We start from the raw sequence: 21,103 nt of genomic DNA on the forward strand, positions 1-21,103 counted from the left end.
AAATGTTCACGAACATTTCAGCTTTTTGTTTTTTTAAACAAAACATTTAGAATATACCTCCTCTCCTATTTCCTTAAAAATTTTACATTAAACTCTCCTTAAAATCCACTTGATATATCGCAACTTTATTGAATAATTAAATCATAAAGTCTAACTTTGTATAAAACGAAATGAATTTTATTCATTTTTAAATACCACTTAATGCTAGAACTTGTACTATCTGCCGTCATATTAGGATTTATGCTGAGCCTGGTTTTTATAGGACCCATCTTCTTCCTTTTAATTGAAACCAGCTTTTCCAGAGGGCCAAAACATGCCTTATCACTGGATCTTGGAGTGATTACTGCAGATTTATTATGTATTGTAGCGGCCTATTATGCTAGTACAGATATTGTAAGTTTAATAGACAAACATCCCGGGTTTTACAGGATCACCTCTATTCTTATTTTTGTCTATGGAATTGTGATGCTGGTTACCAAAACCAAAATGCATATGCCTGGTGAAGAAAGGATCATTGGTCAAAATTATTTCAAAACATTTTTCAATGGTTTTTTCTTTAATCTCCTCAATGTTGGAGTCATCCTTTTCTGGCTGGTAACGGTAATTTCTGTAAGGAATCAATATCCGGACACCAGCAGTTTTATTTTATACATAGGCATAGTACTGGGCACTTACCTTTCAATAGATCTTGCCAAGATATTTCTTGCTAAGCAATTTCACGATAAATTAACACAAAAACTGGCCAATCAAATCAGAAGAGTTGTTGGCTGTATTCTTATTGTCTTCAGTTTCTTTATCTTCCTGCAGAGTTTCAAAAAGTTCAATCAGTTTGAAAAACAGCTGGAAGAAGCAGAAAAGAAAGAAGTAAAATATCAAAAAACAAAATGAAAAAAATGATCTTTCCAAAGTCTCTTAAAAAAGGAGACAAAATAGCTGTTATTTCCCCTGCAGGAGCGGTAGACGCCTCTCAAATGGAAAAGGGAATAGAAATGATTAAAAGTAGAGGTTTTGAACCCGTTCTCGGGGAGCATCTTTACACGAAATTTTCAAACGGATATAATTATGCCGGAACAGAACAGGAAAGAATAAAAGATATCAATTGGGCTTTTAATGATACAGAGATCAGAGCGGTATGGGCTTCCAGAGGAGGCTATGGATGTCAGCATTTGATTCAGCACCTGAAAATGAAAGGTTTTACTGAAAATCCTAAATGGTATATCGGGTATTCTGATAACACCGTGATACAAAGTTATCTGTTGAAAAAAGGGTTCGTTTCCATTCATGGACAGACCATCAAGACATCCAGTTTTGGCGTTACTGATGAAAGCTATGACTTAATCTTTGATATCTTAAAAGGGAAAACTCCAAAATACAGCCTTGAATCAAATCAATTCAATAAAGAAGGGAATATTGAAGGAGAATTGATCGGAGGGAATTTAGCCCTTGTTTATGCCCTTTTAGGAACTAAATATTCTTTTGATTTTAAAGACAAAATTTTGTTTATTGAAGACATCGGAGAAAACTTCTATGCACTGGACCGTATGATCATGAGTCTGGAGCTGGCAGGTGTTTTCAATAAGATCAAAGGACTTATTATAGGAGGTATGACCAATATGGGAGACGAAAAGGAAAATAAGAGCTACGAAGAAAGCTTTGATGAATTTGCCTATAAGCTGATCTCAGAGAGAATCTCGAAATATAAATTCCCTGTAGTATTCGGTTTCCCGAATGGACATATTAAAGATAACCGACCGCTTTTAATTGGGGGAAATGTTAAAATAAAGATTGGTGCTAAAGTAAAGATTGAGTTTTAAAAAGACTACCACTCTCCTATCTCCAAACTCTTAAATACAATATATGGCTGATCATAATGATTTTGGAAAAATAGCAGAAGATATTGCAGCTGATTATCTTCAAAAAAATGGCTGCAGAATCCTTGCGAGAAACTTCCGGTTTCAGAAAGCGGAAATTGATATTATTGCTGAAAAAGATAATCTGATTATCGTTGTGGAAGTGAAAGCCAGATCTACAGATTTTTTCATTCTTCCACAGGAAGCAGTCACCAAAACAAAAATAAAATCCATTGTTTCTGCTGCCAACCATTATCTTGAAGAATTTAATAAAGAGAACGAAGTCAGATTTGATATTATCTCCGTTCTTCCTGATGAAAACAGAAACTTAACGATTGACCACATAACCGATGCTTTTCAGGCATTGGACGCAAATTAGTAATCAATATAACAATGTATGAAGATAGCAATATCATACTCTTGGTAAAGTATTCCATTCATACAGTTAATAAACAATTTTATGAAGACAGTATTAATCACCGGAGCTACTTCCGGCATAGGTAAAGCCACTGCAGAGCTTCTTGCGAAACAAGGAAACAGAGTCATTATCTGCGGAAGAAGAAGTGACGTATTGGAAGATGTAAAAACAGAGCTTTCTCAATATACCGAAATATTTAGTTTATTGTTTGATGTAAGGAATCTTGAAGAGGTGGAAGCAGCGATAAATTCACTTCCTGAAAACTGGAAAGAGATTGATGTTCTGATCAATAATGCAGGAAATGCCCACGGGCTGGATCCTCTTTCGGCTGGTAAGACAGATGACTGGGATTCTATGATTGACGGGAATGTAAAGGGATTACTCTATGTTTCTAAAATGATCATTCCGATTATGAAAACTAAAAATTTAGGTCATATAGTGAACATTAGTTCTGTGGCAGCAAGGCAGACCTATGCAAATGGAGTAGTGTACTGTGCAACGAAGAAAGCAGTAGACGTTATTTCTGAAGGAATGAGACTGGAACTTACCGAATTTGGAATCAAAGTAACCAACATTCAGCCGGGCGCTGTAGAAACCGATTTTTCTTTAGTAAGATTCAAAGGGGACAGCGAGAAAGCTTCAACGGTATATGCTGGCTACGAAGCTCTGAAGGCAGAAGATATTGCGGATGCCATTGCTTACTGTGTGAATGCCCCGAAACACGTTAGCATTTCTGATATGACAATCTACCCGACTGCTCAGGCAGAACCAAGAACTATTTATAGAAAATAGTCAAAATAATGGAGTAAATTTGCAGAACATTAAAAGCGATGTTGCTTTCGCAATTTTGCTGCTTAGCTTAAAACAAGAAAATGAAAATTCTATATCTGGAAACATCATCCAAAAACTGTTCGGTAGCGGTATCAGACAATGAAAAACTACTGTGCGTGTGTGAAGAGGTTTCCGAAAACTATAAACAGTCTGAAAGCCTTCATACCTATGTGGAATGGGCACTGGAAGGAGCGGGGATTGCTCTTAAAGATATCGAAGCCGTTTCTTTGGGGAAAGGTCCCGGATCTTATACCGGTCTAAGGATTGGTGCAGCTTCTGCAAAAGGATTCTGCTATGGACTTAAAGTTCCTCTGATTGCTATAAATTCCCTCGAAAGTATGATAGAGCCTTTTTTAGGCGATAACTATGACTTTATAGTACCTTTGATTGATGCGAGGAGAATGGAGGTGTATACGGCCGTTTACGACGGAAGTACGGGAAAAGAATTATCTGAGACCGAAGCTAAGATTTTAGACGAAACTTCTTTTGAAGAATTCAGAGATAAAAAAGTATTGTTTGTAGGAGATGGAGCCAAGAAGGCAAAAGAAATCCTGAATCTTCCTGATGCCGTTTTTAACGAGACTGTTTATCCTTCTGCACAATATCTTATCACAAAAACATTGGAAAAAATAGAGAATAAAGAGTTTGAAGATATAGCGTATTTTGAACCTTTCTATCTCAAAGATTTCCATGGAGTAAAGAAAAAGAACTCGTAAGATTTTAATCAAAAATAAATAACTGCATAAAAAAAGCGAAGAGTACATCTTCGCTTTTTTATTTTATTGAGGTCTTGGCGGTGCCTTTGATGCAGGTTTGGTTTCTGCTGATTTCTTATTTTTTTGCTGTTGCTGAGCAGGATTTCCCTGTTGTGGAGTAGGGTCCATATTCAGGGTTTGTGTACTGATATTTTCCAGCTTTTGTACTTTTCCGTTGTTCATTTGCGGAGCGTTAGTGTTTTGGGCATTAGGCTGCACGGGTGCTCCTCCTGGTTGTTGTGGAACAGCATTTCCTTTATTATCCGTTGCCTGGAAGCTGAGATCACTTTTCAGATAAACCAGCATTTCTTTGGCCCTTATGCCTTCCGGAGTTTTAGAATAATTCAGGGCAATCTGTTCAAGCTGCAGAATCATTACTTCCTTTCCGTTTGCTTTTCCTGCATTAAATGCATTGAGCAGGTACAATTTAGGAACCAGTGCATCCTTAGGGAATTTTTGAAGAGTCTGATCTATCACTTCCTTACTTTCTGCAAACTTTTCAGATTCAAATAAAGCATATGCTTTTTTATATTCATTTTCAACTTCTTCCGTTGATTTTACGAACGATTTGTTTTTAGGATTTCTGGCAAATTCAGCATAAGATGTATAAGGATAATCCGTCAATAGAATTTGTTTTGCCTTTTCGGATATCTGAGGATTCTTCTCATAATTCATGGCAAAAATTTCATACAGAGCCTGCAGCATTACTTTTTCTTCCGGTTTTACATCTACAAGATCATACAGCGTTTTTGTCGCCAGGGGAGTGTTGGTAAAATAGTTCTGATACATGATTCCCAGACCTAATGAAGCAGTATCTCTGTCCTTTTTCAATTGAGATAATTTACCCTGATCTGTCGGGATCTGCTCAATATAGTAAGAAGGTTCAAAACGTCTTGGGTTAGGGGCCGAAGTAACTCCCAACGCTTCATTCTTCATATCTTCAATAGAAGCCATTTTCTTGGAAAAACGCCAGTTATCGGCAAGAGCACGATCTCCCCAGACTTGTTTAAACGTGGATGTTCCTTTACTTACAGTTCCGGTATTGCCGAAGTAAAACCCTTTGGTCGTCACTCCGAAATCCTCAAAAGCATTGGAACTATTGGCAAAAATAGAGTTAGCGTTGTAATCTCCGGTATCAAATCCTTTGCTTCTTTCTGCGCGTTTTCGTTCCTGTTCTTCTTTCTCTTCCTTAATCTTTAATTTTGCTATATATTTCGTGAAATAATCTGTTTTCTGACCTTCATCCATCTTTGCCAGAGAAAGAATACTGTCATTCTTTTTGATCAGATAATAATTCTTTGAAATCTTTTTGATGTAGGCCGACTGATCTTTTAACAGGATTTTTGATGGCTCATACGTCATTACTGCAAGGGCAGAATCATAATAGCTTCCCGCACCGATGTAATCATTTTTGTCAAGATAATTTTTCCCTATTTCATAATAAGCCAATCCACGGATCTGTGGGTCAGAAACCTTTTCAAACAGGGACTTTCTGAAGAATTGCTGGGCTTCATCTTTTTTACCTGCTTTATTGGCCATTAAACCTAAGGCATAATAAAATTCATTTTTTCTGGAACCGTAAGTTCCTTTCTTACTGATTCCTTCCAGATAGTTTTTGGCTCCTGCATAATCACCTTTACCATTAAAAGTTTTAGCAATGGCAATCTGGGATTTTACTTCAAATTCAAAATCATTGGCATATTTATACGCTGCAGTATAACTTTCTCTTGCTTTGTCATTCTGATTCAGATTTTCTAAAACCTGGCCTCTCAGATAAGCAATTCTACTCTTTAGTTTTCTGTTGCCGTTCAGTTCAAAAGCATCATCAAGTTCTTTGGCTGCCTCTTCCTTTTTACCCGCATCCAGCAGAGATTCAGAGTAATAGATGCTCAGCAGTTTTTTATAGCTCTTATTGATATCTTCCCCTTTCAGTTTAGCAAAAGTTTCATGAGCTCTGTGATAATCTTTGATTTGATTGTATGCAAGCCCTTGATAAATTCTTGCCAGGGCGATCCTTTTATCGTCTTTCATGTGGGTGAACACATAATTAAGAGCATCCAGTGCTTCCAGAGATTTGCCTCTATAAATTCTCGATTGAACAAGGATCATATAGGCATCAAAAATCTGCTTGTTTTTTTCTTCACCGTTCCTGGTCACAGAATATTTATTAATAGCTTTTAAAGCTTTTGCTTCTGCAATTTCGAGGGTAGTAGCTCCTTTACTCTGTTCGCCGTCAGGTCTTGCAGGAGCATTTCCCTGAGGACCTCCAGGTATATTGGGTACTCCAGAATTTCCTCTTCCTGAAGGTCTGTTGGCTACTTCAGCCATTTTCATGGAGTTTTCGGCAAACGCTTCTGACTGTCCAAGATCACTTCCCAAAGGCTGTTCTTCATAGGTAAGAATGGGAATATAAGGTGCATAAAAATTGTCTTTATGTCCTTTATCTCTGGTTGTAAACTCACTGTTCAATGCATCTTTCGCATTAAAAAGAGTGTTGTAATATGTGGAAAATCCTTTCAATAGTTTTGATCGCTGCTCCGGCTTTTTTGTTTTGGTAGCACAGGAAGCAACGAGACATATCACTAAAAGGAACAATATATTCTTTTTCATTATTCAATATAACTCGCTAGTCTGCTTTTTATTATCAGCGGTTTGCTGATTTTGTAAAAATAATAAAATTTTATAATGAATAATATTTATATTTCTTGCGGAAACATTTTATTTCTTCTTTAATCAATATTTAGTGCCTTACTAATTTTAAATCAGGGAGGTTTCTTTCAATATTTTGTAGACAAGATGGGTAGGAAGTCCCATAATGGTATAAAAGCTTCCTGTAAGACTTGTGATCTTCGCCATTCCCAGCCATTCCTGAATACCATAGCTGCCCGCTTTATCGAAAGGCTTATAGTTTTGAATGTAATAGTTTATTTCTTCATCGGAGAGCTCATCAAGCGTAACATCAGCTACATCGGTTTCTGTAATCGACTTATCTGCAGTTTTGATGGTAATCCCTGTATAAACCTGATGGGTTCTTCCCGAAAGGCTTTGAAGCATCTTGTAGGCATCAGCTTCATCTTTAGGCTTTCCAAGGATTTGATTATCAATAGCTACTACCGTATCCGCGGTCAGCAGAACTTCATCCGTCTCCAGACTTCTGAAAGCATCTGCTTTTAAATCAGACAGGTAGGCCGCAGCTTCTTCTATTTTTATATGTTCCGGAAGAATTTCTTCACAGTCTATTTTTACCACTTCAAATTCAAAACCAAGGCTTGAAAGAAGTTCTTTTCTTCTTGGTGATTGGGATGCTAAAAGTAATTTCATACCGGTAATTATACAGATTGGGTGTTATCATCATGCCAGTTTCCCTGAACCTTCATTACCTGTTCAATCACATCGCGTACAGCTCCGGTTCCTCCTTTTTTTGGAGAAATATAATCGGAGATTCCCTTTACCTCAGGAACTGCATTTTCAGGACAGGCTGCAATAGCAGAACTTTCCATGATATGAATATCAGGAAGGTCGTCACCCATCGTCAGGATTTCTTCATTTTTAAGATTGTGTTTTTTCTTGAAATCTTCAAAATCTTCAATTTTATTATGAGATTTAGGATAGTAATCCTGGATACCAAGATAATTGATTCTATGTTTTACCATGTCATCATTTCCACCAGTAATCACTCCAATCAAATAATTATTTTTTAATGCTTTCACTACTGCATAGCCATCCAGGACATTCATTACTCTGCACATATTTCCTCCGGGAAGCAGATAAACACTTCCGTCTGTAAAAACTCCGTCAACATCAAATACAAATGCTTTAATATCTTTTAATTTCTCTTTATAACTCATACATTTTCTGAATAGAATGATTCATTGTTTTATAAATTTCAAGACTTTCGCCTTTTAATAACTGTTCATGCAGCTGTAAAATTCTTACATCATTTCTCACAGCAGGACCAGTCTGTGCTTCTTTAGGTTCAATTTCATAAATTTTCTGAACCGTTTCATCAATCAGTGGTAAGAAATAATCAAACGGAATTTCCTGAGAATCCGAAATTTCTTTAGCCCTTGAAAAAAGATGATTCACAAAATTACAGGCGAAAACAGCTGTCAAATGAATGTATTTTCTTTTTTCGTGGCTGCTTTCCATTACTTTCTCAGAAACTTGTGAAGCAAGGTCAAGCAGTATTTTCTGATCTTCTTCGTTTTCTGCTTCTACAAAAAACGGAATTTTTTCATATTCCAGTTCTTTCGATTTTGAAAAAGTCTGTAAAGGGTAGAAGCTGGCCTTCCTGTACTCACCAGACAGAGCTTCTTTTGGAAGTGATCCGGATGTATGGGCAACCAAACAATCTTTTTCAGTAATAATCTTTGAAACTTCTTCTACGGAATGATCACTCACACAGATGATATAAAGATCTGCCTCCTCCAGTTGATCTGTGGAATAAGGAATATTTAATTCTTCTGAAATTTTACTTAATTCTTTTTTGTTCCTTCCAAAAATCTGGGCCAGGGGAATGCTTTTCAAAGTGAAAGCTTTTGCCATATGATAGGCAACATTTCCGGAACCGATGATTACAATTTGCATATAACAAATATAAGATTTTAAGCTGAGCCGGAAAAGAAGAAGACTTCGGAAATCCTGTACTTCAATATAGGCACGTTTATTGCGTAAGTGTCTCATATTATTTTAAATATTTAATTGAAAATTGAAGATTTAATTTAACTTTCAGTTATTTTTGTAATCCAAAACAGTGTAAGGCATCTTATGAAGATTAAGGACGCGGAAATTATTTCGTTGATGCAGAATCCACGGACCCAGGATAAAGGTGTCCGTGCCTTGATGGATGCCTATCAAAGCAGATTGTACTGGCACATAAGAAGAATTATTGTGGACGGAGATCTTGCACAGGATACTTTGCAGGAAACTTTTATTAAAGCTTATCAAAATTTTCATCAGTTCAAAAATGATAGCCAGTTGTATACCTGGTTGTACAGAATTGCTACCAATGAAGCATTACAGCAGGTGAACAAAATGAAGAAAATGCAGAAGACTGATGAAGATCCTGAGTATCATATGCAGAATCTGGTAGCTGACAATACGGAAGGAGATGCCGAAGAAATACAGATTTTTCTGCAGAATGCTATACAAAGCCTGCCCGAGAAGCAGAAACTGGTATTTATGATGCGGTATTATGATGATTTGCCCTACGAAGAAATATCAAAAATTGTAGATATGTCAGTAGGGACTTTGAAAACGAATTATCATTATGCCAAACAGAAAATAGAAGATTATATTAAAGAAAATTACGAAAGATAATTTTTGATCCCAACAAAGATGAAAGAGTTCGACATAGAAAAATTAGAGCGTAAGAACATTTACACAGTTCCTGATAATATGTTTGAAAATATTCAGGAGAACGTTATGAGTGATATAAAGACAAGTAAAAAAGCACCTGTCTTTAAGCTGAACTGGATGTATGCTGCAGCGGCATCACTGGCTTTGATCTTTGGAGCAACTTATGTCTTCAATTCAGATAATGAGGCTACTCAGAAAGGATTGAATTCTGAAACAACCTATGCTGCCAATACCGGAGAACAAAAAACAGAAGGCGAGCTCGCTTATGAAACTTTAAAATCTGATTTAACTACTGTTGAAAATAATGATCAAACAGTTGAAAATCAAAAAAATAAAGATGCTTACGCTTATAAAAGTGTAAACGAAGCTGAAAAAACAATAGAGACACCAAAACCGGTGAAAACCGTGAAGAAAAAAGAAGAAACACGAATGAATGAATATCTGGACTCGTTTTCTAATTCTGAAATTGCAGAGTTAGCAAGTAATTCGACTCAGGACGTTTATTTGGATATTTATAATTAAAAGAAAATGAAAAAGATATTATTGACGTTTTTGATTATTTATGGCTTTGGCTTAAATGCCCAGAGGACAGATTATGATTGGAAAAAGATGGATCCTAAACAAAGGAAAGAAGTCATCAATAATCTTTCTCCGGAAGAGAGAAAAGATCTCCTGAAGAAATTCAGGAACAATATGATTATGGATAATCTGAATGTCGATCCGGGTGATAAAGCCGAATTTACACAATTGTATAATGAATATCTGGATAGCCAGAAGCAAATAAAAAGTCAGTTTGATCCAGGCTTTGACCCGGAAACCCTAACCGATGAAGAAGCAAAAGCTAAATTGCAGCAAAGCTTTGAAGTAGGGCAGAAGCTGCTGGATAACAGAAAAAAATATGCTGATAAAATGCAGCAGATAATTCCCTGCCAAAAAGTTCTGAAGTTATTTCAATCCGAGAAAATGATGAAAGATAAAATGGATGAAAGAAAACCTCACGGAAACAATAATGCTTCGGGACCTAAGCAGAACCCATAATAGTTTATTTTTTTAATGTTGGACGGCTCTTACAGATTTTCTGTGAGAGCCGTTTGATTTTGCTCTAAATTCCTATTTTTGCCGAAAACTAACAATGAAAAAATTATTTTTCTTCTTTTTGCTTTCATCTTTATGGCCAGCTCAAAAGACAGAATTTATTGAGCTTAATGATAATCTTAAAGATAGAAAAGGGCTTACAAAATCACTTACCTTTATTGATATTAGGTCAGATAGAAATATAGGAAGTATTCAGGACAAAAAAGATATTGTTCAACTGAAATTTGCAAATGACGACCTTAAAGGATTTATTGAAAACAGATTCAGAGAAGATAATAAAGTGTTTGGAAATAATGATATTGTCCTGATGCTGGAAGACCTGAAGGTTTATGAAGAACAGGATAGTAACCGTACATTTCCTTATGCAAAAGCCAGAATTAAACTTTCAAGTTTTATTAAAAGAAATGATAAATATTATTTCATTGGAAGATATAATAATGTAATTGTTTCTAATCCGAAAATAATTGCACATTCGTCGAAAGACTTGGCAGATACTATTTCTGAAATATTCAATCAATTTATCAAAGCTTCTTATTATCCCAATATTACCCAAGGGTATTTTATTCCTGAAAATGAAATCATCAGATATGAAGAATTTTTAAACAAAGGATACAAAGCTTTTAATAATGATGCTCTTAATGAGGGAGTCTATACCAGCTTTCAAGCGTTTCATAATCAGGAGCCGGATCCTGAATACTCCGTCAAAAGAAATAAAAAAGGAAATGTGGTTCAGTTAAATTATAATGGTCAGGAAACTTCTCTTTTTAAAATGTATTGCTATGTAGAAAACGGAAAAGCTTATAAAACAACACCAGTAGGAATGGATGAAATAAAAAAAGATTCCAGAGGTTTTTTCATTTATTCTTCAAGAACCAATCTTTTTGCAGCCAATCAAACTGGAGGATTATTTGTAGGAGCCTTAGCAGGAGGTTTGGTAGGGGCATTAATTGGTGCTGCCATAGATTCCTCATCCAGTACCAATGCAGGAGCTGTTCAAGGTGTTGGTTTCAGATCTACGATGGAATCTAATGTTTATCTGGATTCTTTAACCGGAGGATATATTTTTGAAAAATAAAAATGTTTCCGGATGGATTGATTAGAAAACAAGGGTTTCTATTGGAAATTTAAATAAATTCATACAATAAGATAATGAAAGACAATAATCTCTCGCTTTTTTTTATCTTTGCAAATTACAAGATTCTTAAATGAAAAACATACGAAATTTTTGCATAATCGCTCATATCGACCACGGTAAAAGTACCTTGGCAGACCGTCTATTGGAGTACACGAATACGGTTACCCAAAGAGAATTACAGTCTCAGACGCTTGATGATATGGATTTGGAGAAAGAACGTGGGATTACGATCAAGTCGCACGCTATCCAGATGGATTATGAGTATAAAGGAGAAAAATATATTTTAAACCTTATTGATACACCGGGACACGTTGACTTTTCTTATGAAGTATCCCGTTCTATTGCTGCCTGTGAAGGAGCACTTCTTATCGTTGATGCTGCACAAAGTATTCAGGCACAAACCATCAGTAACCTGTATCTGGCATTGGAAAATGATTTGACGATCATTCCGATTCTAAATAAAATTGACCTTCCGTCTGCCAATCCTGAAGAAGTAACAGATGAGATTATGAATCTTATCGGATGTGAATATGAAGATGTTTTAAGAGTTTCAGGAAAAACAGGAGAAGGTGTTCACCATCTTTTGGAGCAGATCGTAGATAGAATTCCTGCACCGGTAGGAAATCCTGATGGTCCGCTTCAGGCTTTGATATTCGACTCTGTATACAACCCGTTCAGAGGAATTGAAGCTTATTTTAAAATTGTAAACGGAAGTATTTCTAAAAATGAAAAGATCAAATTCTTTGCTACAGGGAAAGAATATGGTGCTGATGAAGTAGGTACTCTAAAACTGAAGCAGGTTCCAAAGAAAACCATTCAGTGTGGTGATGTAGGATATCTGGTTTCCGGGATTAAAGATGCCCGTGAAGTAAAAGTAGGTGATACTATTACTTCTTTTGAAAAACCAGCTGATGGACCGATTGATGGATTTGAGGAAGTAAAACCAATGGTATTTGCCGGTATTTACCCTATTGATTCTGAGGATTTTGAAGAATTAAGATTCTCTCTTGAAAAATTAAGACTGAATGATGCTTCCCTGGTTTTCGAGCCTGAAAGTTCTGCAGCACTTGGTTTTGGTTTCCGTTGTGGATTCTTAGGAATGCTTCACATGGAAATTGTTCAGGAACGTCTTGACAGAGAGTTCAATATGAACGTGATCACAACAGTACCCAACGTTTCTTATTTTGGATATACTAAAAAAGAACCTGAAGTTCCGATCTTGATCAACAACCCGTCTGAAATGATGGATCCTTCCACGATGGATAGAGTAGAAGAACCTTTTATTAAGGCTTCTATCATTACGAAATCCGATTTCGTAGGAGCTGTAATGACTTTATGTATCGAAAAAAGAGGAGAAATGGTTAACCAAAGTTATCTGACGTCAGAAAGAGTTGAGTTAATTTTCAATATGCCTCTTGCTGAGGTTGTATTCGACTTCTATGACAGATTAAAATCAATCTCTAAAGGATATGCATCATTCGATTACCACCCAATCGGATTCAGAGCTTCCAAGCTTGTAAAAATGGATATCCTGATCAATGGTGATATGGTAGATGCCTTATCTTCATTGATTCACGATTCTAATGCTTATTACATCGGTAAAAGAATGTGTGAGAAACTTCGTGAGCTGATTCCTAGACAACAGTTTGATATTGCTGTTCAGGCTGCATTAGGGACGAAAGTAATCGCAAGAGAAACCATTAAAGCCCTAAGAAAAGACGTTACCGCAAAATGTTATGGTGGGGATATTTCCAGAAAGCGTAAGCTATTGGAAAAGCAGAAAGAAGGTAAAAAGAAAATGAAGCAGATTGGTAGAGTAGAAGTACCGCAATCCGCGTTCATGGCTGTATTAAAACTGAATGATTAGTTCATTATAAAAACAAAAACCGCTTCACACGAAGCGGTTTTTTTATGGATTTATTTCTTACGTGAATATTTTATTTCCATGGTTTTGTACTCTTTCCCTGTTTTAGAATCTGGGCCGTACATTTCCAGTTTTTGAGTATTGTCATCCACAAACGTGAAAACTTCTCTGAAATCACACTCTTTTCCGGGTCTTGAAGCATCTGTCATTTTTCCTTTAAACTCGACCGATTTTGTGGAAGGATTCCAGTCTCCTTCACTATGCATGATTCCTGTTCCCATATTGTCTATCCATGTACTGACAAATTTCTTTTTGGAATTGTCATATCCTACAATGCTCATTCCCTCAAAAGGCATTCCCATAAAGTCGCCTTTGTGGTTTGTGATTTGATAGCGTCCGCCGTACATCATTTTATTGGTTGCTTCGGATTTACTCATCATAGGCTTTGCTCCGTTTTCCATCCACATGGTAGTTTCTCCGGTCCATGTTCCATCGGATTTAGCCAGCATTTTGTGCATTTCCCCGGGAGTGGCATATTCCGTCCAGTTTTTCATAGCTGTTGCGGAATCTACAGGTTTCCATTCGGAATTTGTTGCCGTAGAGTCGGTTTTACCGGAAACATTGGCAGTAGTTGTTTTTCCTTTCTCACAAGCTGTTAATAAAAAAGCAACAGAAAGAATTGTTAATGCATTTTTCATAATAATTTAATTTTAAGATGGTTAGAATGATAACTTAAAGATAGGAACTTTTATTATAACCGAAATTATTTTTTAATTTGAGCATAAATCGTAACTTTGTGTATTCGTAACGCAAATTAATTTATGGAGTCTCCAAAAAAATTACAGGATATCAAAGTGGCTGTAGATGCAGTTATTTTCGGATATTTTGACAAAAAAGACCTTCAGATTCTTCTGATTAAAAGAAATATTGAACCTTTTAAAGGAGGCTGGGCGCTTCCGGGAGGGCTTGTTCTTGATGATGAAAGTGTAGATGATGCCGTAAAAAGAGAACTCTATGAAGAAGCAGGCATAAAACCCGATTTTTTAGAACAACTCTACACATTTGGTAATCTGGGTCGTGATCCGAGGAATAGAGTGGTTTCTGTAGCTTATCTTGGCCTTGTCAACCCATCTTATCATGAACTGTTTGCAGATTCTGATGCTGAAGATGCACAATGGTTTAGTGTCAATAAACTTCCTTTAGTAGCATTTGATCATAAAACAATTATTGAAACTGCATTAAAAAGGCTTCGTACAAAAATACAATATCAGCCGATCGGCTTCAATCTTCTCAATGAAGAATTCCCTTTTTCAGACCTTGAAAATCTTTATAAAACAATTGTAGGACAGGAAATTGACAGAAGAAACTTCCGCAAGAAAATCATGAGCTACGGATTGCTTAACGAGACCAACAACGTTAAAAAAGAAGGTAGCGGCAGACCAGGAAAGCTTTTTACTTTCAATAAGGAAAAATACAATGAGCTTGAAGAGCAGGGCTTTTATTTTGAAATTAAATAGTTATATCTAAACACAAAGCTCACAAATGCTTTGCACAAATATTATAAACGTTTTCGGAGTAAAAGTATAAAATATCAATTGACAATATTCAATAGGAATGGGCTTTAGCCCGTTTTTTTATCATCATATTCCAATGGCTTTAGCCAAAGTTTATTAAAGATTTGTGTCATTTGTCATATGAATTTGGGTTATTCGTGTTTTATAAAATTAAAGTTTTATTACTGTAAATCAATTAATTAACTTTATTAGTGTAAAATTAACGCAAATAAATTTGGTGCAAAGACTGATAATATTTTAAATTTGTGTAGAAATAACGCAATCATGAAATACACCATACAAAATATTAAAGAACGTTTTCAGAAGAAAGAGAGGATAAAGTTTCTCTTTTTCTGGGGGCACACGGCAAAGGATATTGTAACCAAATCATGCTTCAGCCAATGGTTTCCTGGAAAATTTGAAGAAAACGGGATCATATATAAAACGGCAGAACACTATATGATGGCCGGAAAAGCAAGATTATTTAATGATCCCGAAACAGAAGAGGAAATCTTAAAAGCAGCAACTCCCAATCAGGCAAAAGCCTTGGGAAGAAAAGTAAAAAACTTTGATCCGAAACTTTGGGATGAACATAAGTATGAAATTGTAACCCAAGGAAATCTTTTAAAATTCTCTCAAAATCAGAAATTTAAAGACTTTCTTTTGTCAACTGGAGATAAAATTCTGGTAGAAACAAGTCCTTACGATAAAATCTGGGGTATCGGAATGCTGGAAACGGATAGCAGAGCGGAAAATCCTTTACTCTGGAACGGAGAAAATCTCTTAGGATTTGCTTTGATGGAAGTAAGAGATCAATTAAGAAAGTAAAAATACAACATCAACACAAAATAGAAATCATGGAAAAAACAGAATTACACCCACAGATATTTCTGATTGAAGATTTTCTGACTGAAACAGAATGTGATCATTATATCAGCCTATCACAGGAAAAAGTTTTTGAAGAAGCAAAGATCAATGTTTTTGGAAGACAGCAGATGAATAAAGGAGTCAGAAATAATGACCGACTGATGATCTTTGATGAAACAATAGCTGAAGATCTTTTTAAAAAAGCATCCAAATTTTTACCTCAGGAATACGATGGATATCAGCTTCTTAACTTCAACGAAATGCTTAGGATTTATAAATATTCTCCTGGACAGCAATTTAAAATGCACAGAGACGGAAGTTACGTCAGAAATGAAAAAGAGAAAAGTCTTTTCACGTTTATGATTTACCTGAATGATGATTTTGAAGGAGGTGAAACAGAATTTGAAAACCTGTTTAAAGTGGAACCAAAGAAAGGAACAGCCCTTATTTTTCATCACCCTCTGAGACATGAAGGAAAGACTTTGATGAGTGGACTGAAGTATGTTTTAAGAACTGATATTATGTATTCTAAGGAATAAGTTATTCTTAAAAAAGAAAGGCATTGTCATGTCTTGTTTAATTAGCGTAATATTAACACAAATAAAAATATTTGATCATGGAAGATGAATTAAAACCAAGGTTTATCAAATCATTACAGAGAAATAATGATCAGATCAGAGAAGACCGTGCAAAGATCATCGGGGGAGATTCCGAATTGATTTACAGACGCAGAGTTGAAGATATCGAATTAAAAATTAAAAGACTCGAGCGGGAACAGGAAGGGCTTATTGACATCAGTCCTTTAGAGAGGAACAGTCTGACATTTGCGGATTTTAATCCCGAATCATTCGTTCAGAAAGACATGGAATTATCATTAACAATCAGAAACCTGAATATTCAGCTTGAAGTAACCCAAAAGAGATTTGAATATTTATTTGGAAAAACACTTTAATCATGGGAAGTACAAGATACGATTTAGACGCTCGTTATGACAGAGCAAGCAAAGCAGGGTACAAAACAAAATCTGCAGGGGAAATTTTCACCCAGAATGCCAAAAGAATGGCTCATGAATCAATGAATCCTCACGGAATTTCTTTCAGAGAATCCAGAGACTCAGAAGTTCACCCCAACTCAGTTCCTATTATTTTGGGATTGGATGTCACAGGGAGTATGGGACATATTCCTCATGAACTGATCAGAGACGGATTGCCTAAACTGATGGGAGGAATTATCCAGGGAGGTGTTCCGGATCCGGCTTTGTTATTCTTGGGAATAGGAGATCATGAATGTGACGGTTATCCACTTCAGGTTAGTCAGTTTGAATCAGGTGATGCAGAGCTGGATATGTGGCTTACCCGCACTTATATTGAATCCGGAGGAGGAGGAAATGCTGGAGAAAGCTATCTGTTAGCATGGTATTTCGCAGCGTTCCATACCAGAACAGACGCCTTTGAAAAAAGAAAACAAAAAGGATTACTATTTACCGTGGGAGATGAACCCTGTTTGAAAATACTTCCTGCTTCTGCCATCAAAGAAATTATGGGAAAAGGACAGCAAACCTACACTCATCTTGAATTGCTTGAAGAAGTAAAAAAGAAGTATGAAGTATACCACATCAATGTTTTACATTCAGATCAGGCACTGAGAGCAGACAGTGGATGGAGAGAATTATTAGGACAAAATTGTATCTCCATAGAAGATCACAGAGAAATCCCGAATGTTATTAAAGGAATCATCTGCGATAAGTTTAAAAACCAAACCTTTGGAACAACAGGAACAGAAGAGTTAGATCAGTTTAAAATGCTTTAAAAACAGAGCAATTGCTATCAGGAAAATTAAAACACAAATGATGTTGGCAAAAGCTTAAAAAAAATAAAAGGACATGAAAAAGGCACAAATAGTAATAGGACTTGGCTTTGGGGATGAAGGAAAAGGGATCACTACAGATTTTCTGGCTTCTCAAAATCCGGAGGCGGTGGTAATCCGGTTTTCAGGAGGGCAGCAGGCCGCTCATACAGTGATGATTGATGATAGAAAGCATATACATTCAAGCTTTGCCAGCGGATCTCTTCGCGGATTGCCTTCGTATTTTACAGAGCATTGCACTGTTCATCCGGTTTTTCTACTCAATGAGAGAGAAGAATTGAAAACAAAGAATGGAAATATCGAGCTGCATATTCATCCACTGGCAAAGGTTACCACTCCTTTCGATGTATGGCAGAACAGAACCAATGCAAGAAATCTGGAACACGGAACCTGTGGAAAAGGAATAGGAGCCACCATGAAAAGACACGAAAGTCCTTATAAACTATTTGCCATAGATCTGATTGCACCTCGAGAAATGCTGGTGGAAAAGTTAAGAGGAATCGCCTATTACTATGGTTTTGCAGATGAAAAAGATGTTGATGAACTTTTACAACCTTTTTTAGAAGCTATTGACAGCATTGATTGGAAAATAAATGATTATACCTGGCTGAATTCATTCAATCATCTTATTTTTGAAGGAAGCCAGGGTATTTTACTCGATATGGATCATGGCGTTTTTCCCAATGTGACCTATGCTCATACCACTTCAAAAAATGCCTGCGAAATCTGTAAGCTTTTAAAAGTTGAAGACATTGAGATGTACTATGTCACCAGAAGCTATTCAACCCGCCATGGAAACGGCTGGATGAGCAATGAAAAAGAAATGAACCTGAAAAATAATGAAGAGGAAACCTGTACATTTAATGAATATCAGAAGGAATTAAGATTTGGAGAAATAGATTACAACTTGCTGAATTACGCCTTAAAACTGGATGCAGCATATGTATTCCCAGTTAAAAAGAATCTTGTGATTACCTGTCTGGATCAGATTGATGAGAAATTTAAGGTAGAAAATCTCGATGTAGAATTTGATGCGGTCTATGGATCTTATTCTCCATATTCAAAAGATTTTAAGCAGATTTTTTAAATCCTGAAGATACAAGTATTAATTTTATACAGATCAGAAGCAGAATATTGATAATGAATGAAAGTAAATAACCATGAAAACAATACAATATATAAAGGGAGATGCTACTTGTCCTCATGCTGAAGGAAATAAAATAATTGCTCATATCTGCAATGATATAGGAGGTTGGGGAAAAGGATTTGTAACGGCTATTTCAAAAAGATGGAAGAAACCGGAACAACAGTACCGTGAATGGTTTAAAAGCAATGAAAATTTTAATCTGGGTGAAATTCAGATTGTTCAGGCAGAAGAAGAGATCTGGATTTGTAATATGATTGCTCAGCATAAAATCATTACTAAGTCAAATATTCCGCCTATCCGATATGAATCTGTGGAAGAATGTCTATTGAAGCTTGCTGAGGAAGCTTTGCCTCTCAATGCAAACGTTCACATGCCGAGAATCGGATGTGGACTGGCAGGAGGAAAATGGGAAGAAATAGAACCTATTATTGAAAGAACACTGCTTGCAAAGAATGTAGAGGTGTATGTGTATGATTTTGAATAAAATATAATAATATGATTAATTTACTAGAAACAGCCGAGAGATTAAACGAAGAAAAAAAACATTCTGATGTTATTAAGCTTTTAAAAGATGAACTTATTGAAGGAGATATCAATCTCTATCTTGAAAAAGCAAGAGCATTAGGAAACCTAAATAAAAATAAAGAATGTTTGGTATATGTTCAAAAAGTTATTGATTTAGACCCAAAGAATATAAAAGCAAACTACTACTTAGGAAATTTATTGTTAGATAATGAAGAAAATGAAAAAGCAATTGAAGCATACAAAATTGTAATAGAATTAGACCCTAATTATTATAATGCTTATAATGGACTAGGAAATATATATGTCGCAACTAAAAATTATAAAAAAGCAATTGAAAACTATAGTAGGGCAGTTCAGTTAAAGCCAGATAATATTTATAGTTTCAATGGATTGGGAAATGTTTATAATAATCTTAATGATTATGAAAAAGCAATTGAAAACTATAATAAAGCTATTCAAATAGACCCATATAATTCAACACCATATAATGGATTAGGAAATACTTTTGGAAATATTAAAGATTATGAAAAAGCAATTGAAAACTATAATAAATCAATTCAATTAGATCCAGAAGAAAGCTATAGTTATAACGGCTTAGGGAATGTTTATAGCAATCTTAATGATTATGAAAAAGCAATTGAAAATTATGAAAAAGCAATCAAATTAAATCCGGATAATCCTACACCATATAACGGGTTAGGAAATGTATATAAAAATTTGGGCAATTACAAACAAGCAATAATAAACTATAATAAATATATTAAGTTAAATAATAGATGGGATGGAGTATATTATAATAGAGCAGAAGCTTATTTTTTGTCAGAAAATTACAAGACAGCTTTATTAGATTATAAAAGATATATTAATTCTGCAAATGAAAAAAATGATTTTTATTATAAAAGAGCTTTATCGAGGATAGAAGAAATTGATAGAATTTCAGGAAATAAACATTATGAAGAGATTAGAGAAATTATTACAAAGGTTAAGGAATTATTGAGTTATACTGAAGGTTGCGTGACTCATTTTACTAGCTTATCAGTTTCAAAATTATTAGTAATAGAAAATAGCAGACTAAGATTATCTGAAGGGGCATTTTTAAATGATACTTCAGAAGGAACAGTATTATTTAAATATCTTTTGTTTAAGAGTAATTTTATTAAAAATAGTGATACAATTGATGAAATTTTTACACAAAAACCATTTATTGGTAGTTTTGTTTCTGAAACAAAGCATAATGATCTAGCTATGTGGAGGATGTATGGGAAGGAACAACAAGAAGAAGCAAAAGGATGTGCAATCACAATTAGTATTAATAATTATACAGATAGCATTTATAAAATTTTGGGTATTGATGAATTATCATTGACAGATAATCAAGACTTTAAATTTTATAGAGTTTGCTATATTGATGAGACAGGAAAATTTATTATTCCAGATACGAAAAGTGATGATAAAAAAGAAAAAGATTTAAATGCTTACATGGAAAAATTGAAATTAGTTATTGCTAAATATCATAAAGGTGGTGATTTTAAAGATATAAATGAAATTGAAGAACTATTAAACGAGATTAGCTTTTTAGTTAAAAATTCGGAGTATTCCTATGAGAAAGAAATTCGATTAGTAGTAAATGGAGTAGGCTTTGAAAAAAAAATTGATAGTATAGGTCAACCAAAAGTTTATATTGAATTAGCTTCTTTGAAAGGATGTATAACAAAAATTACATTAGGACCAAAAGTTGAGAAATCGGATGAATGGGCTTCTGTATTTCATTATTCAATGGAAAATGATGGATATGAACCCGAGATTCATATTTCTCACCTGCCATATAAATAATAAACC

The 21,103-nt window shown here is 35.2% G+C and carries 23 protein-coding genes; 18 read left to right on the plus strand and 5 right to left on the minus strand.

The annotated features are described in order from the left end of the window. Window positions 1-201: 201 nt before the first annotated feature. The 5 genes from AC57AW_RS06530 to tsaB all read left to right on the plus strand — a co-directional run bounded on the left by AC57AW_RS06530 (window position 202) and on the right by tsaB (window position 3,815). Window positions 202-888 (plus strand): LysE family translocator, encoded by a 687-nt coding sequence (locus AC57AW_RS06530; RefSeq protein WP_318847667.1) that lies wholly within the window; start codon window positions 202-204, stop codon window positions 886-888. Further along, complete coding sequence (locus AC57AW_RS06535; RefSeq protein ID WP_496351254.1) at window positions 885-1,814, plus strand: S66 peptidase family protein; 930 nt, start codon at window positions 885-887, stop codon at window positions 1,812-1,814. The genes AC57AW_RS06530 and AC57AW_RS06535 overlap by 4 nt, the downstream gene beginning before the upstream one ends. 43 nt (window positions 1,815-1,857) lie before the next feature. Beyond that, a complete protein-coding gene (locus tag AC57AW_RS06540; protein ID WP_496351255.1) occupies window positions 1,858-2,229 on the plus strand; it encodes a YraN family protein in 372 nt (123 codons plus the stop codon). Between the two features lie 81 nt (window positions 2,230-2,310). Next, complete coding sequence (locus AC57AW_RS06545; RefSeq protein ID WP_496351256.1) at window positions 2,311-3,060, plus strand: SDR family NAD(P)-dependent oxidoreductase; 750 nt, start codon at window positions 2,311-2,313, stop codon at window positions 3,058-3,060. A gap of 80 nt (window positions 3,061-3,140) precedes the next feature. Then, window positions 3,141-3,815 (plus strand): tRNA (adenosine(37)-N6)-threonylcarbamoyltransferase complex dimerization subunit type 1 TsaB, encoded by a 675-nt coding sequence (gene tsaB / locus AC57AW_RS06550; protein WP_496351257.1) that lies wholly within the window; start codon window positions 3,141-3,143, stop codon window positions 3,813-3,815. A gap of 63 nt (window positions 3,816-3,878) precedes the next feature. Here tsaB and porW read toward each other — a convergent pair whose 3' ends face one another. The 4 genes from porW to AC57AW_RS06570 form a co-directional block, all read right to left on the minus strand. Next, window positions 3,879-6,464 (minus strand): type IX secretion system periplasmic lipoprotein PorW/SprE, encoded by a 2,586-nt coding sequence (gene porW, locus AC57AW_RS06555; RefSeq protein ID WP_496351258.1) that lies wholly within the window; start codon window positions 6,462-6,464, stop codon window positions 3,879-3,881. 147 nt (window positions 6,465-6,611) lie between these two features. Then, complete coding sequence (locus AC57AW_RS06560) at window positions 6,612-7,175, minus strand: Maf family nucleotide pyrophosphatase (protein ID WP_318847673.1); 564 nt, start codon at window positions 7,173-7,175, stop codon at window positions 6,612-6,614. Between the two features lie 8 nt (window positions 7,176-7,183). Beyond that, on the minus strand, window positions 7,184-7,702 hold the full coding sequence (locus tag AC57AW_RS06565) for a KdsC family phosphatase (RefSeq protein ID WP_318847674.1): 519 nt from the start codon (window positions 7,700-7,702) through the stop codon (window positions 7,184-7,186). Beyond that, entirely contained in the window at window positions 7,692-8,441 is a 750-nt protein-coding gene (locus AC57AW_RS06570; RefSeq protein WP_496351347.1) for a Rossmann-like and DUF2520 domain-containing protein, read from the minus strand. Before AC57AW_RS06570 ends, AC57AW_RS06565 begins: the two co-directional genes overlap by 11 nt. A gap of 180 nt (window positions 8,442-8,621) precedes the next feature. Here AC57AW_RS06570 and AC57AW_RS06575 point away from each other — a divergent pair, with 180 nt between their 5' ends. The 5 genes from AC57AW_RS06575 (at window position 8,622) to lepA (ending at window position 13,309) form a co-directional block, all read left to right on the plus strand. Further along, complete coding sequence (locus AC57AW_RS06575; RefSeq protein WP_318847676.1) at window positions 8,622-9,173, plus strand: RNA polymerase sigma factor; 552 nt, start codon at window positions 8,622-8,624, stop codon at window positions 9,171-9,173. 18 nt (window positions 9,174-9,191) lie between these two features. Beyond that, window positions 9,192-9,734, plus strand: a complete 543-nt coding sequence (locus AC57AW_RS06580; protein ID WP_496351259.1) for a hypothetical protein — start codon at window positions 9,192-9,194, stop codon at window positions 9,732-9,734. A gap of 6 nt (window positions 9,735-9,740) precedes the next feature. Next, window positions 9,741-10,250: a hypothetical protein gene (locus tag AC57AW_RS06585; protein WP_496351260.1), complete on the plus strand. Its 510-nt coding sequence runs from the start codon at window positions 9,741-9,743 to the stop codon at window positions 10,248-10,250. Window positions 10,251-10,344: 94 nt separating this feature from the next. Continuing rightward, window positions 10,345-11,382, plus strand: a complete 1,038-nt coding sequence (locus AC57AW_RS06590) for a hypothetical protein (RefSeq protein WP_496351261.1) — start codon at window positions 10,345-10,347, stop codon at window positions 11,380-11,382. A 130-nt stretch (window positions 11,383-11,512) separates the two neighbouring features. Then, window positions 11,513-13,309, plus strand: coding sequence for a translation elongation factor 4 (lepA, locus tag AC57AW_RS06595; RefSeq protein ID WP_318847680.1), 1,797 nt, complete (start codon window positions 11,513-11,515; stop codon window positions 13,307-13,309). Between the two features lie 50 nt (window positions 13,310-13,359). Here lepA and AC57AW_RS06600 read toward each other — a convergent pair whose 3' ends face one another. After that, window positions 13,360-14,004: a DUF1579 domain-containing protein gene (locus AC57AW_RS06600; RefSeq protein WP_496351262.1), complete on the minus strand. Its 645-nt coding sequence runs from the start codon at window positions 14,002-14,004 to the stop codon at window positions 13,360-13,362. Window positions 14,005-14,127: 123 nt separating this feature from the next. Here AC57AW_RS06600 and AC57AW_RS06605 point away from each other — a divergent pair, with 123 nt between their 5' ends. The 8 genes from AC57AW_RS06605 to AC57AW_RS06640 all read left to right on the plus strand — a co-directional run bounded on the left by AC57AW_RS06605 (window position 14,128) and on the right by AC57AW_RS06640 (window position 21,097). Next, window positions 14,128-14,823: an NUDIX hydrolase gene (locus AC57AW_RS06605; RefSeq protein ID WP_496351263.1), complete on the plus strand. Its 696-nt coding sequence runs from the start codon at window positions 14,128-14,130 to the stop codon at window positions 14,821-14,823. 321 nt (window positions 14,824-15,144) lie between these two features. Further along, window positions 15,145-15,687, plus strand: a complete 543-nt coding sequence (gene ybiA, locus AC57AW_RS06610) for a riboflavin biosynthesis intermediates N-glycosidase (RefSeq protein WP_496351264.1) — start codon at window positions 15,145-15,147, stop codon at window positions 15,685-15,687. 29 nt (window positions 15,688-15,716) lie between these two features. Continuing rightward, window positions 15,717-16,265: a 2OG-Fe(II) oxygenase gene (locus AC57AW_RS06615; RefSeq protein ID WP_496351265.1), complete on the plus strand. Its 549-nt coding sequence runs from the start codon at window positions 15,717-15,719 to the stop codon at window positions 16,263-16,265. Window positions 16,266-16,342: 77 nt separating this feature from the next. After that, a complete protein-coding gene (locus tag AC57AW_RS06620; RefSeq protein WP_496351266.1) occupies window positions 16,343-16,678 on the plus strand; it encodes a hypothetical protein in 336 nt (111 codons plus the stop codon). Window positions 16,679-16,680: 2 nt separating this feature from the next. Further along, window positions 16,681-17,535, plus strand: a complete 855-nt coding sequence (locus tag AC57AW_RS06625; protein WP_496351267.1) for a hypothetical protein — start codon at window positions 16,681-16,683, stop codon at window positions 17,533-17,535. A gap of 73 nt (window positions 17,536-17,608) precedes the next feature. Beyond that, window positions 17,609-18,679: an adenylosuccinate synthetase gene (locus tag AC57AW_RS06630; protein WP_496351268.1), complete on the plus strand. Its 1,071-nt coding sequence runs from the start codon at window positions 17,609-17,611 to the stop codon at window positions 18,677-18,679. A 73-nt stretch (window positions 18,680-18,752) separates the two neighbouring features. Next, window positions 18,753-19,223, plus strand: a complete 471-nt coding sequence (locus AC57AW_RS06635) for a macro domain-containing protein (RefSeq protein ID WP_496351269.1) — start codon at window positions 18,753-18,755, stop codon at window positions 19,221-19,223. A gap of 11 nt (window positions 19,224-19,234) precedes the next feature. After that, window positions 19,235-21,097 carry a tetratricopeptide repeat protein gene (locus AC57AW_RS06640; RefSeq protein ID WP_496351270.1) on the plus strand — a complete coding sequence of 621 codons (1,863 nt, stop codon included), beginning with the start codon at window positions 19,235-19,237 and terminating at the stop codon, window positions 21,095-21,097. Window positions 21,098-21,103 lie beyond the last annotated feature (6 nt).

The organism is Chryseobacterium sp. BGA-UO-ETr-SB22 (assembly GCF_059567885.1).

What these genes read in the sequence shown, in the direction of transcription:
- AC57AW_RS06565 (WP_318847674.1), bottom strand. Translation starts at nt 7,702, where the DNA reads ATGAGTTATAAAGAGAAATTAAAAGATATTAAAGCATTTGTATTTGAT.
- AC57AW_RS06635 (WP_496351269.1), top strand. Translation starts at nt 18,753, where the DNA reads ATGAAAACAATACAATATATAAAGGGAGATGCTACTTGTCCTCATGCT.
- AC57AW_RS06605 (WP_496351263.1), top strand. Translation starts at nt 14,128, where the DNA reads ATGGAGTCTCCAAAAAAATTACAGGATATCAAAGTGGCTGTAGATGCA.
- AC57AW_RS06640 (WP_496351270.1), top strand. Translation starts at nt 19,235, where the DNA reads ATGATTAATTTACTAGAAACAGCCGAGAGATTAAACGAAGAAAAAAAA.
- AC57AW_RS06580 (WP_496351259.1), top strand. Translation starts at nt 9,192, where the DNA reads ATGAAAGAGTTCGACATAGAAAAATTAGAGCGTAAGAACATTTACACA.
- AC57AW_RS06615 (WP_496351265.1), top strand. Translation starts at nt 15,717, where the DNA reads ATGGAAAAAACAGAATTACACCCACAGATATTTCTGATTGAAGATTTT.
- AC57AW_RS06625 (WP_496351267.1), top strand. Translation starts at nt 16,681, where the DNA reads ATGGGAAGTACAAGATACGATTTAGACGCTCGTTATGACAGAGCAAGC.
- AC57AW_RS06630 (WP_496351268.1), top strand. Translation starts at nt 17,609, where the DNA reads ATGAAAAAGGCACAAATAGTAATAGGACTTGGCTTTGGGGATGAAGGA.
- AC57AW_RS06575 (WP_318847676.1), top strand. Translation starts at nt 8,622, where the DNA reads ATGAAGATTAAGGACGCGGAAATTATTTCGTTGATGCAGAATCCACGG.
- porW (WP_496351258.1), bottom strand. Translation starts at nt 6,464, where the DNA reads ATGAAAAAGAATATATTGTTCCTTTTAGTGATATGTCTCGTTGCTTCC.
- AC57AW_RS06590 (WP_496351261.1), top strand. Translation starts at nt 10,345, where the DNA reads ATGAAAAAATTATTTTTCTTCTTTTTGCTTTCATCTTTATGGCCAGCT.
- AC57AW_RS06570 (WP_496351347.1), bottom strand. Translation starts at nt 8,441, where the DNA reads ATGCAAATTGTAATCATCGGTTCCGGAAATGTTGCCTATCATATGGCA.
- tsaB (WP_496351257.1), top strand. Translation starts at nt 3,141, where the DNA reads ATGAAAATTCTATATCTGGAAACATCATCCAAAAACTGTTCGGTAGCG.
- AC57AW_RS06600 (WP_496351262.1), bottom strand. Translation starts at nt 14,004, where the DNA reads ATGAAAAATGCATTAACAATTCTTTCTGTTGCTTTTTTATTAACAGCT.
- ybiA (WP_496351264.1), top strand. Translation starts at nt 15,145, where the DNA reads ATGAAATACACCATACAAAATATTAAAGAACGTTTTCAGAAGAAAGAG.
- AC57AW_RS06560 (WP_318847673.1), bottom strand. Translation starts at nt 7,175, where the DNA reads ATGAAATTACTTTTAGCATCCCAATCACCAAGAAGAAAAGAACTTCTT.
- AC57AW_RS06585 (WP_496351260.1), top strand. Translation starts at nt 9,741, where the DNA reads ATGAAAAAGATATTATTGACGTTTTTGATTATTTATGGCTTTGGCTTA.
- lepA (WP_318847680.1), top strand. Translation starts at nt 11,513, where the DNA reads ATGAAAAACATACGAAATTTTTGCATAATCGCTCATATCGACCACGGT.
- AC57AW_RS06620 (WP_496351266.1), top strand. Translation starts at nt 16,343, where the DNA reads ATGGAAGATGAATTAAAACCAAGGTTTATCAAATCATTACAGAGAAAT.
- AC57AW_RS06540 (WP_496351255.1), top strand. Translation starts at nt 1,858, where the DNA reads ATGGCTGATCATAATGATTTTGGAAAAATAGCAGAAGATATTGCAGCT.
- AC57AW_RS06535 (WP_496351254.1), top strand. Translation starts at nt 885, where the DNA reads ATGAAAAAAATGATCTTTCCAAAGTCTCTTAAAAAAGGAGACAAAATA.
- AC57AW_RS06530 (WP_318847667.1), top strand. Translation starts at nt 202, where the DNA reads ATGCTAGAACTTGTACTATCTGCCGTCATATTAGGATTTATGCTGAGC.
- AC57AW_RS06545 (WP_496351256.1), top strand. Translation starts at nt 2,311, where the DNA reads ATGAAGACAGTATTAATCACCGGAGCTACTTCCGGCATAGGTAAAGCC.